We start from the raw sequence: 15,760 nt of genomic DNA, 5'->3' as shown, positions 1-15,760 counted from the left end.
GCGCGCGGGCGCCGGGCGTCACTCCGCCAGGCCCGTCACCAGCCAGATGAACGCGACGCCCGCGACCGTGCACAGCAGCGTGGACCGGGCCGGATGCTCGTGGTGCGCCTCGGGCAGGATCTCCGCGGCCGCGAGGTAGAGCAACGCGCCGCCGAAGAAGCCGAGGTAGCTGCCGAGCAGTTCCTGCGGCATGGTGAACAGCAGGGTCGAGGCGGCGCCGACGACCGGGGCGAGGGCCGCGGCGAGGAGCATGGCGAGGGCCTTGCGGCGCTCGTTCCCGTACAGCTTGGTGATCGTGTACGTGTTGAAGCCGTCAGCGAAGTCGTGGGTGATGACGGCGAGCGCGACGGTGGCGCCCATTCCGCCGCCGGCCTGGAAGGCCGCACCGATGGCGATGCCGTCCATGAGGCTGTGGAGGACCATGGCCGCGGCAGCGGTCATGCCGATCTGCGGGACGCGGTGGTCGTGGCTGTGCGGCCCGCCGTTGTACGCGCCGTGCGCCGCGTGGCGGCCCGCGAGCAGTCGTTCGACGACATGGGCGAGGAGGAATCCGCCGGCGAACAGCAGCATGGCCTGCGGCACGCCGAAGACCTCCCGGCCCGCCGCCGCCATCGCCTCCGGCAGCAGGTCGAGTCCGGCCGCGCCGAGCATCAGACCGCCCGCGAGGCCGAGCACGAGATGTCTTCGGTCGGTGACGCGTCCGGCCGCCCAGCCGCCGAACAGCGTCATCAGGAACGCGCCGAGCGCGACGAACACCGCCATGCGTTCTTGCTAGCCGATCCGGCCCCGTCGGCGCCGGATGCCACGCCATGAGCGGGCTCGTCGTGGGGGTCGGGGCGCGCCGGGGTGCGCCCGTCGACGAGGTGCTGGGGCTGATCCGGCGTGTACTGCGGGAGGCCGGGGCAGCGCAGGGGGCGGTCGTCGCGCTGGCGACGGTGGACGCGAAGGCGCACGAGCCGGGCATCGTGGCCGCCGCGGCCGCGCTCGGTGTGCCGCTGTGGACGTATCCCGCCGGTGAACTGGCCCGGGTGCGGGTGCCGCATCCGTCCGAGACGCCGGCGGCCGCCCTGGGCACTGCGTCGGTGGCCGAGGCGGCCGCGCTCATGGGTGGAGGAGAACTCGTGGCGGCGAAACGGAAATCCGGAGGTCAGGCAGGACCCGGCGCGGTGACCTGTGCCATCGTGCGCCGAGCGGATTCCTCGATTCCGGAACTGGACATGATCCCGGACGTGACCAACAGCGGCCCGGTCGGGCAGCATCGGCAGCATCGCCCCCACGGCAAGGAGAACGCGTGACTTCCCCGCCCGCACTGCTCATCGCAGCCGACGGCGCCCGGCACGAGGCCGGAGCCGCGGCGCTCCTGGACTTCGTGGAGCACCTGGGCAGCCGCCATCCCGGAATCCCCGTCACGGCCGGTCTCGTCGGTGCGGAGCGATGGCCGCTCGGCGAGGCCGTGGACGAACTCGTCGCGGCGGGTGCCGAGCGGCTGGCCGCCGTGTCGCTGGCGCTGGTGCCGGACCGGCGGGCCGATGACGGGCTGTCCGCGGCGCTGACCGCCGCGTGCGCGAGCCACCCCGGGCTGTCCGTCACCCGGAGCCGGGTGCTCGGCCCTGACCCGGCGCTGCTCGCGCTGCTGGAGCGGCGGCTGGACGAGGCCCTGGGCGGGGCCGCCCGTACGCCACGGGACCGGGCCGAGGTGACGGTCCTGCTCGTCGCTCCCGGCTCGGCCGACCCGGAGGCCAACGCGCAGGTGCACCGGGCGGCTCGGCTGCTGTGGGAAGGCCGGGGATACGCGGGGGTGGAGACGGCGTTCGTGTCGACGGCCGCGCCCGACGTCCCGGCGGGGCTGGACCGGTGCGTACGGCTCGGGGCCCGTCGGATCGTGGTGCTGCCGTACGTGCTGTTCGACGGCGGTCCGGTGGAACGGGCGCGGCTGCACGCGGAGGGCTGGGCGGAGGCGCATCCGGACACGCAGGTGCGGTACGCCGAACCGATCGGCGCCGGCGAGGAGTTGGCCGATCTGGTCGTGGAGCGCTACCGGGAGGCGGTCGCCGGTTCCGAACCGCCACAGCCCCGAGACCTGCAGGACGAGCATGAACTCGCCGGCTGACTTCCACGACGGCTTCCGCGACGACTTCCACGATCTGCGGCACCACGGTGACGCGGAGGTGCGCGACGGACGGCTGACCGATCTCGCGGTCAACGTCCGCGCCGGGACACCACCGGTGTGGCTGCGCGAACGCATCGCCGAGTCGTTGCTCTCGCTCGCCGCCTACCCGGACGGCCGGGCGGCGCGGGAGGCGGTCGCGGCGCGGCACGGGCTGCCGGCGGAGCGGGTGCTGCTGACGGCGGGGGCCGCGGAGGCGTTCGTGCTGCTCGCGCGCGGGCTGCGGGCGAGCCGTCCGGTCGTGGTGCACCCGCAGTTCACGGAGCCGGAGGCGGCGCTGCGGGACGCGGGGCATGCGGTGGAGCGGGTGCTGCTGCGTGCGGAGGACGGCTTCCGGCTGGACCCGGCGGTCGTGCCGGAGTCCGCGGATCTGGTGATCGTCGGCAATCCGACCAACCCGACCTCCGTCCTGCACCCGGCCGACGACCTGGCCCGGCTCGCCCGGCCGGGGCGGATCCTGGTGGTCGACGAGGCCTTCATGGACGCGGTGCCGGGTGAGCCGGAGGCGCTGGCGTCGCGGACCGATGTGCCGGGGCTCGTGGTGCTGCGCAGCCTCACGAAGACGTGGGGGCTCGCGGGGCTGCGGATCGGGTACGTACTCGCCGCTCCGGAGACCATCGCCGATCTGGAGCGCGCGCAGCCCCTGTGGCCGGTGGCGACTCCGGCGCTCGCGGCGGCGGAGGCGTGCATGTCGCCGCGCGCGCTCGCGGAGGCCGCGGCGGCGGCGGACCGGATCGCGGCGGACCGGGCGCATCTGCTGGCGGGGCTCGCGGAGTTCGACGAGGTGCGGATGGTGACGGAGGCGGAGGGACCGTTCGTCCTCGTGCGGATCGAGCGCGCGGACGAGGTGCGCGGCAGGCTGCGGACGCTCGGCTTCGCGGCCCGCCGCGGCGACACGTTCCCCGGCCTGGACCGCCACTGGCTGCGCCTCGCGGTGCGCGACCGCCCCACGACGAACCGCTTCCTCCAAGCCCTCGACCAGGCCCTCACGGGCGTGGGCGCGACGGCGGTACGCGGCTGAGGCCCTTCTCTTACGCGGCGTGCCGGCCGTAGCGCGGTGGTGGAGCGGGGAGCCGAGCGGGATGGGCCGACTCGGGTGGACCGATCGGGGTGGGTGCCACGGGCCCGCCTCTGGACCGCGGTCCAGAGGCGGGCCTCAACCGCCCGCCGGTCCGCGTCCGGCGGACGACCCCGGCCCTCCACCGCGCCGGAGGCCGGAGGCGCCTCGCCCGAGGTGACCCGCCGGAGGCGCCCCTCGGTTCAGCCGCGTGCCCGGCTGCGTGCGAGCGCCACCGCGCCGCCGCCCACGAGCAGCAGCACGACCGCGCCGCCCGCGAAGTACGGCGTCGTCCCGTTGCCGCCGGTCGCCGCGAGGTTCTCCTTCGCGGGCGCCTCCGCGGGCGCGGCCTTGCCCGGGTCGCCACCCGTCTGGGGCTTGACGTCGGGAGCCTTCGTCGGCGGCTCCTGCGCGCGGCCCGTGGGCGATTCACAGGTCGCGTGGGCGAGCGTCAGCGTGCCCTCGACCTCGGCGACGTTCAGCTTGAGCGGGTTGACGGACACCTTCAGTTCGAGCGCGGTGGCCGCGGCCGTCCGCGACGTGGTCCGCGTCCTCGACAGTTCGAGGGCGACCTCGCCGACACCGGGCACCTTGACCCGCGTCGTACCTCCGGTGCTCAGCGTGGTCTTCTTCCCGAGCACCCTCACCGACCCGAGCAGGTTCGACACCGCCACGGGCCTCTTGCCCGTCTCACAGACCGCCTTGGACGTGACCTTCTCGACCTCGATGAGGGAGAGCAACGGCAGCCCCGGCACATGCACCTTGGCGTGAGCGAGGTTGACGTGTCCCTCCGCCCTGTACCGGTCCGCGGTCGCCTTCGCGGTGGCGACCTCAGCACTCAGCACGCTCACCGGCCGGCCCCCGTCGACACCCTCCAACTGGACCGCCAGCGCGGTCTTCTCGGCACTCTCCGGCGCCTCGACCTCGTTGAGGGACGCCTTCAGGGGCACCTCGACGGTCTTGTTCAGCAGGGAGACGTCAAGGCCGGTGCGGAGGACGACCGCGCTCGCGCGCCCGTCGCCGCCGCCGGTCGCATGGGCCGGGGCGGCGAGCGCCACGGGTCCGGCGGCGAGCGCCGTGGCGGCCATCGCGGCCGCGGAGCGGCGTACGGGCATACGGAAGCTGTTGCTGTTCACGGTGGTGGAACCCCCACAGGAGACATGGCGTCGCCGGGCCGCCCGCCACAGGGACGCGTGCGCGGCGGCGGCGACTGAGAACACCGGAATCCTTACGCACTGAGAGTGAACCGACAGACACCTGAAGTGAGTTCACTCCAAAGTGGGGTTTCCGTGCTCGCATTCGATTAACGAGGTACGGGCGTTCCCTTACGTCCCTCCTGAGACGGGCGTACGGGGCGTACGCCGGTTGACCTGCGGGTGGCACACGACGGCGGACCGAAGAGGCACAACGATCGGCACGGCCCCCGCGTCACGCCCCGTCAACGCGGTCGCCCGACCGACTCGGCCCGTCACCCGACGACGTGGCCCCGCATGACCACCCTGCGCGGCGCGGCCAGCACCCGTACGTCCGCCCGCGGATCGGCCTCGTACACGACGAGGTCCGCCGGCGCGCCCTCCTCCAGGCCCGGCCGCCCCAGCCAGCTCCGCGCGCCCCAGGTCGTCGCCGAGAGCGCGTCGACCGCCGGGATCCCGGCCGTCGTCAGCTCGGCGACCTCGGCCGCGACGAGCCCGTGCGGCAGCGTCCCGCCGGCGTCCGTGCCGACGTAGACGGGGATGCCCGCGTCGTAGGCCGAGCGGACGGTGTCGTAGCGGCGCTCGTGGAGCCGCCGCATATGGTCCGACCAGCGCGGGAACTTGCTCTCGCCGCCGTCGGCGAGCCGCGGGAACGTGGCGATGTTGACGAGCGTCGGGACGATCGCGACGCCGCGCTCGGCGAACAGCGGAATGGTGTCCTCGGTCAGCCCGGTCGCGTGCTCGATGCAGTCGATGCCCGCCTCGACGAGGTCCCGCAGCGAGTCCTCGGCGAAGCAGTGCGCCGTGACCCGGGCGCCGAGGCGGTGCGCCTCGGCGATGGCCGCCTCGACGGCGTCGCGCGGCCAGCAGGCGGTGAGGTCGCCGGCCTCCCGGTCGATCCAGTCGCCGACGAGCTTGACCCAGCCGTCGCCGCGGCGCGCCTCACGGGCGACATAGGCGACGAGATCGTCGGGCTCGATCTCATGGGCGTAGTTGCGGATGTAGCGGCGGGTGCGGGCGATGTGCCGGCCGGCCCGGATGATCTTCGGCAGGTCCTCGCGGTCGTCGATCCACCGGGTGTCGGCGGCCGACCCCGCGTCGCGGATCAGGAGCGTCCCGGCGTCGCGGTCGGTCAGCGCCTGCTTCTCGCTGGTGGCCTCGTCCACCGCACCGTGCTGGTCGAGCCCGACATGGCAGTGCGCGTCGACCAGCCCGGGCAGAGCCCAGCCCTCGACGGTGCGCACATCCCCGGCGACCGGCCGCCGGTACGTGACACGCCCGCCGACCACCCACAGCTCGTCCCGTACCTCCTGCGGCCCGACGAGCACCCGCCCCTTCACATGCAGCACCACGTGATCGCTCATGACCAGCACTCTACGAGCCCTGCTCTACGCTCGACCGAGGACATCAGCGAACACCCGTCCGACCCGATCGCCGACCCTCTCGACCGAAGCGAGCACCACCGTGAGCCACCCGTTCCTGGACCTGCCCCCGCTGACCGCCGCGCAGTTCGCGGCCATCGAGCGACGGGTCGCCGCCCTCCTCGACACCGAGGCGGACGTCGTGATCACACAGGGCGAGGCACTGCTCCCGCTGGAGGGCTGCATCCGCGGCGGCGCCCGGCCCGGCTCGGCCGCGCTGAACGTGGTCACGGGGCCGTACGGGCAGACCTTCGGGAACTGGCTGCGGGACTGTGGTGCCGTGGTGACCGATCTGGAGGTGCCGTTCCACACGGCGGTCACGGCCCAGCAGATCGCCGGGGTGCTGGAGAGGCACCCGGAGATCGACTTCGTCTCACTGGTGCACGCCGAGGCGGCGACCGGCAACACCAACCCGGTCGCGGAGATCGGCGAGGTGGTCCGGGCGCACGGCGCGCTGTTCATGCTGGACGCCGTGGCCTCCGTGGGCGCGGAGCCGCTGCTGCCGGACGCCTGGGGCGTGGACCTGTGCGTGATCGGGGCGCAGAAGGCGATGGGCGGACCGGCCGGGGTCTCGGCCGTGTCGGTGAGCGAGCGCGCGTGGGAGCGGTTCGCGGCGAACCCGGCCGCGCCCCGGCGCTCGTACCTGTCGCTGCTGGACTGGAAGGAGCGCTGGATCGACGGCGGCCGCAAGGCACTGCTGCACGCGCCCGCGCAGCTGGAGATGCTGGCGCTCCAGGCGTGCCTGGAGCGCATCGAGGCGGAGGGACCGGCAGCGCTCATGGCGCGGCACGCCTCGGCCGCCGCGGCGACGCGCGCGGGCGCCCTCGCGCTGGGCGGCGTGACGCCGTACGTGCACGAGGCGAGGGACGCGGCGCCGGTGGCGACCACGCTGCGCGCCCCCGCCGGGGTCGACGCCTCGGACCTGGTCGCGAAGGCGCTGGCGGCAGACCCGTCGCTGCCGCTCGTCGCGGGCGGAGGGGCGCTGTCCACCGAGATGATCCGGGTGAACCACTACGGGGTGGATGCGACGTGTGACGTGGTGCAGTCCTCGCTGGCGGCGCTGGGCGCCGCCCTCGGCGAGCACGGCCGTGGGGCGGACGTGGAGGGCGCCCGGCGCGCCGCCGCCGAGGCCTGGCAAAACTAATGTCCAGCGTGTCCGGCATCTCATCGACAAACAAATAGCGCATTAATAAAAGAATGCGGGGAGCTGCTTTATCGTGAGCAGCTCCCCGTATTCTTCTGCCCGCTTTCCCTGACCCTAAACACCAAAGTTGCAACAAGATCCAAGCCTCATTCCGGGCGCGTTACGAGCATGTGACAGACACCACACGCAAGATTTTTTGCCCGATAACTCCCGGTCAAATAGGGAGAGTTCGCCTCAGCCCAGCGCTTGAGCTCGCGCCCGCGCGATAACACAGAAAGCCGCTCCACCCAACCCCTCCCCTCGATGCAATTTGCGAATTGGCTCGGTAAATTCAATTCGCATGACCACCGCACTGAGCATCGACAGCCCACGCGTGGAGGACGGAGCCGCAATCTGGCGCATCGCCCGCGACTCCGAGGTCCTGGACCTCAACTCCTCGTACAGCTATTTGCTGTGGTGCCGCGATTTCGCCGCCACCTCCGTGGTGGCCCGCGGCACGGACGGTGAGCCGATCGCGTTCGTCACCGGCTACATCCGGCCGCAGCGCCCGCAGACGCTGGTCGTCTGGCAGGTCGCCGTCGACGACGCGCACCGCGGCCGCGGCCTGGCGGGCACCCTCCTCGACGCGCTGACCCACCGCGTCGCCGCGCGGCACGGCATCCGCTCGATCGAGACGACCGTCACCCCGGACAACACCGCCTCCGACCGGCTCTTCACCTCGTACGCGGACCGGCACGGCGCGTCACTGCACCGCGAGGTGCTCTTCGAGGGAGGGCTGTTCCCCGACGGGGGGCACGAGCCCGAAGTGCTGTACCGCATCGGCCCGATCGCCGGCTGACCCGGTCCGCTCCCCCGACCGGCACGGTCCGGCACCGGACCGCACCGATCGCCCACAGACCTAACGCCCGAGCTCCGTTCGACCCCCACATCAGGAGTGAAACGCTGTGACCATCACCCCGCCCGCCCTGAGTGTCTTCGAGACCCTGGAGTCGGAGGTGCGCAGCTACTGCCGCGGTTGGCCCGCAGTGTTCGACCGCGCGCAGGGCGCACGGCTCACCGACGAAGACGGCCACACCTATCTGGACTTCTTCGCCGGCGCAGGATCACTCAACTACGGCCACAACAACCCGGTACTCAAACGCGCGCTCATCGACTACCTGGAGCGCGACGGCATCACCCACGGCCTGGACATGGCGACGACCGCGAAACGCGCCTTCCTGGAGTCCTTCCAGAACATCGTGCTGCGGCCGCGCGACCTTCCGTACAAGGTGATGTTCCCCGGCCCGACCGGCACCAACGCCGTCGAGGCGGCGCTCAAACTGGCCCGCAAGGTGAAGGGCCGAGAGTCGATCGTCTCGTTCACCAACGCCTTCCACGGCATGTCGCTGGGCTCGCTCGCCGTCACCGGCAACGCCTTCAAGCGCGCCGGCGCCGGTGTCCCGCTGGTGCACGGCACCCCGATGCCGTTCGACAACTACCTCGACGGTCAGGTCCAGGACTTCCTCTGGTTCGAGCGGCTGCTGGAGGACCAGGGCTCCGGCCTCAACAAGCCGGCGGCCGTGATCGTCGAGACCGTGCAGGGCGAGGGCGGTATCAACGTGGCCCGCGCCGAATGGCTGCGCGCGCTCGCCGATCTCTGCCACCGCCAGGACATGCTGCTCATCGTCGACGACATCCAGATGGGCTGCGGCCGCACCGGTGCCTTCTTCTCCTTCGAGGAGGCGGGCATCGCCCCGGACATCGTCACCCTGTCGAAGTCCATCAGCGGCTACGGACTGCCCATGTCGCTCTGCCTGTTCAACCCGGAACTGGACATCTGGGAGCCGGGCGAGCACAACGGCACGTTCCGCGGCAACAACCCCGCCTTCGTCACGGCGGCCGCCGCGCTGGACACGTACTGGTCCGACGGCCAGATGGAGAAGCAGACGATCGCCCGTGGCGAGCAGGTCGAACAGGCCCTGCTGGCGGTCTGCGACGAGAACTCCGCGTACGGCGCCCACTACCGCGGCCGCGGACTGGTCTGGGGCCTGGAGTTCGCCGACAAGAGCCGGGCGGCGGCGGTCTGCGCCCGGGCCTTCGAACTCGGTCTGCTGCTGGAGACCTCGGGCCCGGAGAGCGAGGTCGTGAAACTGCTGCCGCCGCTCACCGTGACGCCCGACGAACTGGACGAGGGGCTGCGAACGCTCGCCCGCGCCGTCCGTGAGACCGCCTGAAACACCGCAAGCAGGAGAGGAAGCGCACCACTGTGATCGTCCGATCGTTCAAGGACATCGAGAACACCGACCGGCACGTCAGGTCGAAGTCCGGCACCTGGGAGAGCAAGCGCATCGTGCTCGCCAAGGAGAGGGTCGGCTTCTCCCTCCACGAAACCGTGCTGTACGCGGGTACGGAGACGTCGATGTGGTACGCGAACCACATCGAGGCCGTGCTCTGCGTGGAGGGCGAGGCGGAGCTGACGAACGACGAGACAGGCGAGGCGCACTGGATCGAGCCCGGCACGATGTACCTGCTGGACGGTCACGAGCGCCACACCCTGCGTCCCAAGACGGACTTCCGCTGCGTCTGCGTCTTCAACCCGCCCGTCACCGGACGGGAGGACCACGACGAGAACGGCGTCTACCCGCTGCTCACCGAGTCCGAGGAGGGCTGACAGATGACCACCACCGCGATCACCGATCTCTATCCCACCCGCGGCGCCGCGGAGACGGCCGTCCCCCGCCAGGACCCGGTGGTCTGGTCCCCGCCCGGGGCGCCGGGCCCGATCTCCCCGTCCGCGCTCCAGTCGTACGAGCGTGACGGCTTCCTGGCGATCGACGAGCTGATCACTCCGGACGAGGTCGCGGTCTACCGCGCCGAGCTGGACCGGCTGGTCTCCGACCCGTCGGTTCGTGCCGACGAGCGCTCGATCGTCGAACCGAAGTCGCAGGAGGTGCGCTCCGTCTTCGAGGTGCACCGGATCAGCGAGCTCTTCGAGGCCCTGGTGCGCGACGAGCGCGTCGTGGGGCGGGCGCGGCAGATCCTCGGCTCGGACGTGTACGTCCACCAGTCACGGATCAACGTCAAGCCGGGCTTCGGGGCTTCGGGCTTCTACTGGCACTCGGACTTCGAGACCTGGCACGCAGAGGACGGGCTGCCGCGCATGCGGACCGTGTCGGTGTCGATCGCGCTCACCGAGAACCTCGACACCAACGGCGGGCTGATGATCATGCCCGGGTCGCACAAGACGTTCCTGGGCTGCGCGGGCGAGACGCCCAAGGACAACTACAAGAAGTCGCTGCAGATGCAGGACGCCGGCACGCCCTCGGACGAGGCGCTGACCGCCTTCGCGGACCGGCACGGCATCCGGCTGTTCACGGGCCGTGCGGGCTCGGCTACCTGGTTCGACTGCAACGCGATGCACGGCTCCGGGGACAACATCACCCCGTATGCGCGCAGCAACGTCTTCATCGTGTTCAACAGCGTCGACAACGCCGCGCAGGACCCCTTCGCGGCGCCGGTGCCGCGGCCGTCGTTCATCGGCTCGAGGGACTTCTCGCCGGTGCGGTGACGGCGGTGACAGCACGGAAGGGGGCCGGTCGCGGGTGCGCGACCGGCCCCCTTCGGCCTGTCGTCGATCGGCCATCAGCCGCCGAGCGGCCGGCCGGCCGGTCACTCGGTCAGCCGTCGGTCGGTCCGTCAGTCGGTCAGCGCCGGGTAGTCGATGTAGCCCTTGTCGTCGCCGCCGAAGAACGTCGACATGTCCGGAGCGTTGTAGGGGCCGCCCGTCTTCAGCCGGGCCGGCAGGTCCGGATTGGCGAGGAAGAGCGCGCCGTACGACACGAGGTCGGCGACGCCGTCCTCGATCAGGGCGAGTTCACCGTGGCCGGTCGGCCCGTCGGTCGCCGCGTTGAGGACGACGGTGCCGGCGTACTCCTTGCGCAGGGCGAGGGTGAGCTCGCGCACCCCGGGCCCGCCCTCCAGGATGTGCAGATACGCGAGGCCCAGCGCGTCCAGCTCACGGACCAGCGCGGGGTAGACCCGCTCGGCGTCGTCGAGGGGCTCGGCGATGTCGTTGTACCCGTTGGTGGGAGAGATCCGGATCGCGGTGCGCTCGGCGCCGATCGCGGCCACGACCGCCTTGGTCACCTCGACGGCGAAGCGGATACGGGCCTCGCCGGAGCCACCCCACTCGTCGCTGCGGAGGTTGGTGTTGGGCGCGAGGAACTGGTGGATGAGGTAGCCGTTGGCACCGTGCAGCTCGACGCCGTCGAAGCCGGCCTCCACGGCGTTGCGCGCGGCGGCGGCGAAATCGTCGATCGTGGCGCGCACCTCGTCGGAGGTCAGCTCGCGCGGGGTGACGAAGTCCTTGGGGCCTTCGTGGGTGAAGAGCTGGCCGTCGGCGGCCACGGCCGAGGCGCCGACCGGGGCGAGCTCGCCCGGCAGCAGCGAGGGGTGCCCGATCCGGCCCGCGTGCATGAGCTGGGCGAAGATCCGGCCGCCCCTGGCGTGCACGGCGTCGGTCACCCGACGCCAGGCCGCGGTCTGCTCCTCGGAGTGGAGGCCGGGAGTGTCGGGGTAGCCCTGGCCCACGACGGAGGGCTGGATGCCTTCCGTGATGATCAGTCCGGCCGAGGCGCGCTGCGCGTAGTACTCGACGGTGGAGTCGGTCGGGCTGAGCCCGGGTCCGAAAGCGCGGCTGCGGGTCATCGGCGCCATGGCGATGCGGTTGGACAGCCGCGTGCCCGACAGGTCGATCGGGTCGAAGGCGAGGGTCATGTCAGCTCCCGGGAAACAGGCGGGCAGGGATAATTGGTCGGCCAAGTAATGACCACGCCTGCCACTGTAACGCATTCATTGGCCGACCAAGGTAATCTGTGGACAAGGATGTGTGGGACGGTCGGACCGATCCCCCGGCATCCGCCGGAAGCACCCCGAGGAGGCCCGATGAGACCGGAGGCCGACCCCGTCTGTTCCGACGCCGTCTGTTCCGACGCCCGCCGCGACGAACGGTTGCCCGCGGCCGCCCGCAGCGGCCCGGTCAGCCATGCCGTCTCACGGGTCGCCCGGCTCCACCGCATGGCCGCCGGCAGGCTGCTGAAGCAGACCGGCCTGTATCCGGGCCAGGAGATCGTGATGATGCACGTCTGGAGCGCCGGGCCGGTCCGTCAGTCGGAGCTCATCAAGGTCTGCGAGCTCGACCCGTCCACCGTCACGAAGATGCTCCAGCGGCTGGAGCAGTCCGGGCACGTCAGGCGCTGCCCGGACCCGGCGGACCGGCGAGCGGTTCTCGTCGAGGCCACGGAGGCCAGCTGCGCGCTGTACACCGAGGTGAGCCGGGCCTGGGGCACGCTGGAGGAGCACACCCTCGCCGGGCTCGACCCCGCCGAGCGCACCGAACTGGCCCGGCTGCTGGCCAAGGTCGAGGGAAACCTCTGCACGGACATGGCGGAGTGCGCCGGGCAGGTCCCGGGAGGAGCGGACGGACCGACGCAGACGCTTACGCCGACGGACGGGCCGGGGCAGACGGACGAGCCGGGGCAGACGGACGAGCCGGGGCAGACGGACGAGCCGGGACAGACGCCCACGCCGACGGACGGGCCGGGGCAGCCCGCTCAGTCCGAGAGCGCGTCGAGCGCCCTGTCCACGTCCGCCACCGTGTTGTAGAGGTGGAACGAGGCCCGCAGATTGCCCGCGCGGGCCGAGACGACGATCCCGGCACGGGTGAGTTCCGGCTGCCGCCCGCCGAGACCGGGTACGGCGACGATGCCGGAGTCACCGGTCACGGGCGCGTGTCCGAGTTCCGTCAGCCCCGCGCGGAAGCGGGCGGCGAGGGCGGTGTTGTGGGCGTGGACCGCCCCGACCCCGATCTCCTCCAGCAGCGCGAGGGACTGCTCGGCCCCGTGGTACGCGAGGAACGCCGGTGGCTCGTCGTAGCGCCGGGCGGTACGGGCGAACTCCTCGACCGGACCGTAGCTGCTCCCCTCCAGGTCCTCGGCCGCGAACCAGCCCGCGTGGGCCGGGACCAGTGACTCCTGCGCGTCCTCGGTGACGGTGAGGAACGAGGCGCCGCGCGGGCAGAGCAGGTACTTGAAGGCGGCGGTGACGGTGTAGTCGTACGCCCCCGCGTCCAGCGGCAGCCACCCCGCGGCCTGGCTGGCGTCGAGGAGGACACGCGCGCCGTGGGCGGCCGCGGAGGCCCGTACCGCCGGCAGGTCCGCGATCCGGCCGTCCGCGGACTGCACGGCGGACAGGGCGACCAGCGCGGTGCCGGGCCGCACGGCGGCGGCGATCCCGTCGAGCGGCACGTAGCGCACCTTCAGATCGCCGCGGACCGCGAAGGGCGTGACCACGGAGCTGAACTCCCCTTCCGGAGAGACGACTTCGGCACCGGAGGGCAGCGAGGCCGCGATCAGCGCGACATGCACCGCGACCGAACCGCCGACCGCGACGCGCTCCGCGGACACGCCGGTGAGGCGGGCGAAGGACGCGCGGGCGGCCTCCACGGACGCGAAGCTGCCCGCGCCTTCGGGGCGGCCGTCGGCGATCTCCTCGGCGAGCCGCTTGACGGCCTCGACCGTACGGCGCGGCAGCAGTCCGCAACCGGACGTGTTCAGATACGTCGACGTCGGCGCGAACTCGGCGCCACCCAGGGTGTCCATGTCCCCACCCCTACCCGCACGGACCGTGCGACCAAGCCTGCGCCGGAGCCCGCACGAATCGTGCGAGTCGTGCGACCGAGCCTGCCGTGGACCCCGACGGGGACCGTGCGATCACGCCTGCGGCGGGACCGCGCACGAGCCGTCGGTGTCGCAGGCGCCCGCGGCGGCCGCGTCCGCCGTGCTGACCGGGACGAGTGCGCGGCCCTGCCAGGCCTGCTCCAGGGCCTGGGTGAAGACCTCGGCCGGCTGTCCGCCCGAGACCCCGTAACGGCGGTCGAGAACGAAGAACGGCACGGCGCTCGCCCCGAGCTCGGCGGCCTCGCGCTCGTCGGCCCGTACGTCGTCGGCGTACGCGTCCTCGTCGGTGAGCACCGCACGGGCCTCGTCGGCGTCGAGACCGGCCTGGGCGGCCAGGTCGACCAGGACCTCCGGGTCGAACACGGACCGCTCCTCGGCGAAGTTCGTCCGGTAGGCGAGGTCCAGCAGCTCGTCCTGGCGGCCGCGGGCCTTGGCGAGATGCAGCAGCCGGTGGATGTCGAAGGTGCTGCCGACGTCGCGGCCGTCGGTGCGGTACCCGAGCCCCTCGGCGCGGGCGGTGGTGGCCACGTGCTCCTCCATGGAACGGGCCTGTTCCACCGTGCGGCCGTACTTCTTCGCCAGCGATTCGATCACGGGAGCGGTCTCACCCTTGGGGCGGCTCGGGTCGAGTTCGAAGGAGCGGTGCACGACCTCGATCTCGTCGCGGTGGGCGAAGGCCGCGAGGCCCTGCTCGAAGCGTGCCTTCCCGACGTAGCACCAGGGGCAGGCGATGTCGCTCCAGATCTCGACGCGCATGGGACTGACTTCTCTCTCTTCGGCCGTGCTCGGTTGTGTGCGGGTGCCCGTCCACGGTTCACCCGGCGTGCGCGACAACCTGTGATCGTGTGCTTTCATTCCCCGCTCAGCCGCAGCGTCAGCACCAGATGGGCGCCGGCCCGCGGCCCGTCCGGATCCGGCGCCCAGCCCCTGGCCGCGTAGAACGCCCGGGCGCGTTCGTTGTGCTCGTACACCTCCAGGCGTGCCGTGCTCATGCCCGCGCGGCGCCAGGCGGCGAGGCACGCGGAGTGCAGGGAGCTGCCGATGCCGTGGCGCCAGCGGGCGGGAGCGACGTGGAGCTGGGTGAGGGTCACGGTGCCCTCGCCGTCCACGCGGTACGCGGCCACGCCCGCGAGCTCTCCGTCCGGCAGCACGGCGCAGAGCACATCGCCGCGCTCCACGGCGCGTGCCCAGCCTTCGCCGGTCCTGGCGTGCTCGGCGGCGCTGTCGAAGAGGTGGTCCGGTATCCGGCCCCGGTAGTAGGTGGCACGGGCCTCGGCGTGCAGCGGCGTGATGGCGTCGAGGTCGGCGGGTACGGCCGGGCGTATCCCGGCAGGAAGGATCATGCCGGTCAGGACGCGGCCGACCGGAGCGGCGGTTGCCGGGCCGCGCCACCGCGGCCCGCCGTGGGCGGTCGACCCGTCGCCGGCGGAGAGGCGGCCGGGGTCAGGACCCGTCTCGCAGGCCCTCCGGCCAGGCCGGCCGGAACTCGACGCGGTCGAAGGTGACGACGCAGCCCTCGCCGACCGGGGACTGGGCCATGAAGCCGACGAGTGCGGCGTCCGCCTGATCCCGGGTGCCGAGGGTGAAGATCCGGACGAAGGTCCAGCGCTCCCCGTCGGGCGAGGCGTGGAAGGCGAAGGCGCCGCCGGTGCGGCTGATCCGCAGCCAGGCGCTGTCGCCCTCCAGGACGAAGGAGTTGGCGTCGTCGGAGTGGCCCCGGGTGACGACGGTGCAGATCGTCGGCCGGTCCGGGGACAGCTCCAGACAGAGCTTGGCCCATTCCCGCTCGGCGACGTGGAGGTAGAGCACGCCCGCGTCGAAGGCGGCACCGAACCCGACCTTGACCCGCGCGATCAGCTGGAAGTCGCCCTCCGGCGCACCGAGCAGGCGTGGTGCGTCGGAGGCCGGGTCCAGTGCCTCGCCGGTGGGCGGCACGAAACGGTCCTGCCGCGCGCCCGCCCAGCCGGTGAGCATCCCGTTCTCGTACGACCAGTCGGCGTCGGGGCCGTACGGACGCAGCGGGAAGGGCAGTTCGGGCAGGTCGATCTCGTCGGTCACACGG

The 15,760-nt window shown here is 72.3% G+C and carries 16 protein-coding genes and 1 pseudogene; 9 read left to right on the top strand and 8 right to left on the bottom strand.

Features of this window, described 5'->3' with window-relative positions:
* Nucleotides 1–18 precede the first annotated feature (18 nt).
* Complete coding sequence (locus ACIQMR_RS03830; RefSeq protein ID WP_401382449.1) at nucleotides 19–762, bottom strand: ZIP family metal transporter; 744 nt, start codon at nucleotides 760–762, stop codon at nucleotides 19–21.
* 47 nt (nucleotides 763–809) lie between these two features.
* Here ACIQMR_RS03830 and ACIQMR_RS03825 point away from each other — a divergent pair, with 47 nt between their 5' ends.
* Genes ACIQMR_RS03825 through cobC form a run of 3 tightly spaced genes read left to right on the top strand, consistent with a single transcriptional unit; the run spans nucleotide 810 to nucleotide 3,188 of the window.
* Nucleotides 810–1,295, top strand: a complete 486-nt coding sequence (locus ACIQMR_RS03825) for a cobalamin biosynthesis protein (RefSeq protein WP_401382446.1) — start codon at nucleotides 810–812, stop codon at nucleotides 1,293–1,295.
* Nucleotides 1,292–2,110, top strand: coding sequence for a sirohydrochlorin chelatase (locus tag ACIQMR_RS03820; protein WP_385479258.1), 819 nt, complete (start codon nucleotides 1,292–1,294; stop codon nucleotides 2,108–2,110). Before ACIQMR_RS03825 ends, ACIQMR_RS03820 begins: the two co-directional genes overlap by 4 nt.
* Nucleotides 2,094–3,188 carry an Rv2231c family pyridoxal phosphate-dependent protein CobC gene (cobC, locus tag ACIQMR_RS03815; protein ID WP_401382443.1) on the top strand — a complete coding sequence of 365 codons (1,095 nt, stop codon included), beginning with the start codon at nucleotides 2,094–2,096 and terminating at the stop codon, nucleotides 3,186–3,188. Before ACIQMR_RS03820 ends, cobC begins: the two co-directional genes overlap by 17 nt.
* A 239-nt stretch (nucleotides 3,189–3,427) precedes the next feature.
* On the opposite strand, the gene ACIQMR_RS03810 is transcribed toward cobC, so the two are convergent.
* Nucleotides 3,428–4,360: an SCO1860 family LAETG-anchored protein gene (locus ACIQMR_RS03810; RefSeq protein WP_401382690.1), complete on the bottom strand. Its 933-nt coding sequence runs from the start codon at nucleotides 4,358–4,360 to the stop codon at nucleotides 3,428–3,430.
* 332 nt (nucleotides 4,361–4,692) lie between these two features.
* Nucleotides 4,693–5,781, bottom strand: coding sequence for an amidohydrolase family protein (locus ACIQMR_RS03805; RefSeq protein ID WP_401382440.1), 1,089 nt, complete (start codon nucleotides 5,779–5,781; stop codon nucleotides 4,693–4,695).
* Between the two features lie 100 nt (nucleotides 5,782–5,881).
* On the opposite strand from ACIQMR_RS03805, the gene ACIQMR_RS03800 reads away from it, so the two are divergent.
* The 5 genes from ACIQMR_RS03800 (at nucleotide 5,882) to thpD (ending at nucleotide 10,529) form a co-directional block, all read left to right on the top strand.
* The gene (locus ACIQMR_RS03800; protein ID WP_401382438.1) at nucleotides 5,882–6,982 is read left to right on the top strand and encodes a pyridoxal-phosphate-dependent aminotransferase family protein; all 1,101 of its coding nucleotides are present in this window, start codon (nucleotides 5,882–5,884) and stop codon (nucleotides 6,980–6,982) included.
* Between the two features lie 340 nt (nucleotides 6,983–7,322).
* Complete coding sequence (ectA, locus tag ACIQMR_RS03795; protein ID WP_401382435.1) at nucleotides 7,323–7,820, top strand: diaminobutyrate acetyltransferase; 498 nt, start codon at nucleotides 7,323–7,325, stop codon at nucleotides 7,818–7,820.
* Between the two features lie 106 nt (nucleotides 7,821–7,926).
* A complete protein-coding gene (gene ectB / locus ACIQMR_RS03790; protein WP_401382433.1) occupies nucleotides 7,927–9,195 on the top strand; it encodes a diaminobutyrate--2-oxoglutarate transaminase in 1,269 nt (422 codons plus the stop codon).
* Between the two features lie 32 nt (nucleotides 9,196–9,227).
* Nucleotides 9,228–9,632, top strand: coding sequence for an ectoine synthase (locus tag ACIQMR_RS03785; protein WP_266375111.1), 405 nt, complete (start codon nucleotides 9,228–9,230; stop codon nucleotides 9,630–9,632).
* A gap of 3 nt (nucleotides 9,633–9,635) precedes the next feature.
* Nucleotides 9,636–10,529, top strand: coding sequence for an ectoine hydroxylase (gene thpD / locus ACIQMR_RS03780; RefSeq protein ID WP_266375110.1), 894 nt, complete (start codon nucleotides 9,636–9,638; stop codon nucleotides 10,527–10,529).
* Between the two features lie 128 nt (nucleotides 10,530–10,657).
* Here thpD and ACIQMR_RS03775 read toward each other — a convergent pair whose 3' ends face one another.
* Complete coding sequence (locus ACIQMR_RS03775) at nucleotides 10,658–11,737, bottom strand: alkene reductase (protein WP_401382431.1); 1,080 nt, start codon at nucleotides 11,735–11,737, stop codon at nucleotides 10,658–10,660.
* Between the two features lie 168 nt (nucleotides 11,738–11,905).
* On the opposite strand from ACIQMR_RS03775, the pseudogene ACIQMR_RS03770 reads away from it, so the two are divergent.
* Nucleotides 11,906–12,415, top strand: a pseudogene (locus tag ACIQMR_RS03770) (MarR family winged helix-turn-helix transcriptional regulator); the annotation flags it as partial.
* 158 nt (nucleotides 12,416–12,573) lie between these two features.
* Here the strand turns inward: ACIQMR_RS03770 and ACIQMR_RS03765 are convergent.
* From ACIQMR_RS03765 to ACIQMR_RS03750, 4 genes are all read right to left on the bottom strand, one after another.
* Nucleotides 12,574–13,620: an aminotransferase class V-fold PLP-dependent enzyme gene (locus ACIQMR_RS03765; protein ID WP_401382429.1), complete on the bottom strand. Its 1,047-nt coding sequence runs from the start codon at nucleotides 13,618–13,620 to the stop codon at nucleotides 12,574–12,576.
* Nucleotides 13,621–13,731: 111 nt separating this feature from the next.
* On the bottom strand, nucleotides 13,732–14,454 hold the full coding sequence (locus ACIQMR_RS03760) for a DsbA family oxidoreductase (protein ID WP_401382426.1): 723 nt from the start codon (nucleotides 14,452–14,454) through the stop codon (nucleotides 13,732–13,734).
* A 95-nt stretch (nucleotides 14,455–14,549) separates the two neighbouring features.
* The gene (locus ACIQMR_RS03755; protein WP_401382424.1) at nucleotides 14,550–15,041 is read right to left on the bottom strand and encodes a GNAT family N-acetyltransferase; all 492 of its coding nucleotides are present in this window, start codon (nucleotides 15,039–15,041) and stop codon (nucleotides 14,550–14,552) included.
* A 100-nt stretch (nucleotides 15,042–15,141) separates the two neighbouring features.
* Nucleotides 15,142–15,756, bottom strand: coding sequence for a DUF1349 domain-containing protein (locus ACIQMR_RS03750; protein WP_401382422.1), 615 nt, complete (start codon nucleotides 15,754–15,756; stop codon nucleotides 15,142–15,144).
* Nucleotides 15,757–15,760: the final 4 nt, after the last annotated feature.

Origin of the sequence: Streptomyces sp. NPDC091376, from assembly GCF_044757085.1 — a bacterium.
GTDB classification, from domain to species: Bacteria; Actinomycetota; Actinomycetes; order Streptomycetales; family Streptomycetaceae; genus Streptomyces; species Streptomyces pratisoli.
Note: the sequence above shows the minus strand (reverse complement) of the source record. Positions and strands in the feature narration are given on the sequence as shown.

Excerpts from the sequence above, each read along its gene's own strand:
- ACIQMR_RS03765 (WP_401382429.1), bottom strand. The coding sequence starts at position 13,620 with ATGGACACCCTGGGTGGCGCCGAGTTCGCGCCGACGTCGACGTATCTG.
- ACIQMR_RS03825 (WP_401382446.1), top strand. The coding sequence starts at position 810 with ATGAGCGGGCTCGTCGTGGGGGTCGGGGCGCGCCGGGGTGCGCCCGTC.
- thpD (WP_266375110.1), top strand. The coding sequence starts at position 9,636 with ATGACCACCACCGCGATCACCGATCTCTATCCCACCCGCGGCGCCGCG.
- ACIQMR_RS03805 (WP_401382440.1), bottom strand. The coding sequence starts at position 5,781 with ATGAGCGATCACGTGGTGCTGCATGTGAAGGGGCGGGTGCTCGTCGGG.
- ectA (WP_401382435.1), top strand. The coding sequence starts at position 7,323 with ATGACCACCGCACTGAGCATCGACAGCCCACGCGTGGAGGACGGAGCC.
- ACIQMR_RS03760 (WP_401382426.1), bottom strand. The coding sequence starts at position 14,454 with ATGCGCGTCGAGATCTGGAGCGACATCGCCTGCCCCTGGTGCTACGTC.
- ACIQMR_RS03830 (WP_401382449.1), bottom strand. The coding sequence starts at position 762 with ATGGCGGTGTTCGTCGCGCTCGGCGCGTTCCTGATGACGCTGTTCGGC.
- cobC (WP_401382443.1), top strand. The coding sequence starts at position 2,094 with ATGAACTCGCCGGCTGACTTCCACGACGGCTTCCGCGACGACTTCCAC.
- ACIQMR_RS03775 (WP_401382431.1), bottom strand. The coding sequence starts at position 11,737 with ATGACCCTCGCCTTCGACCCGATCGACCTGTCGGGCACGCGGCTGTCC.
- ACIQMR_RS03755 (WP_401382424.1), bottom strand. The coding sequence starts at position 15,041 with ATGATCCTTCCTGCCGGGATACGCCCGGCCGTACCCGCCGACCTCGAC.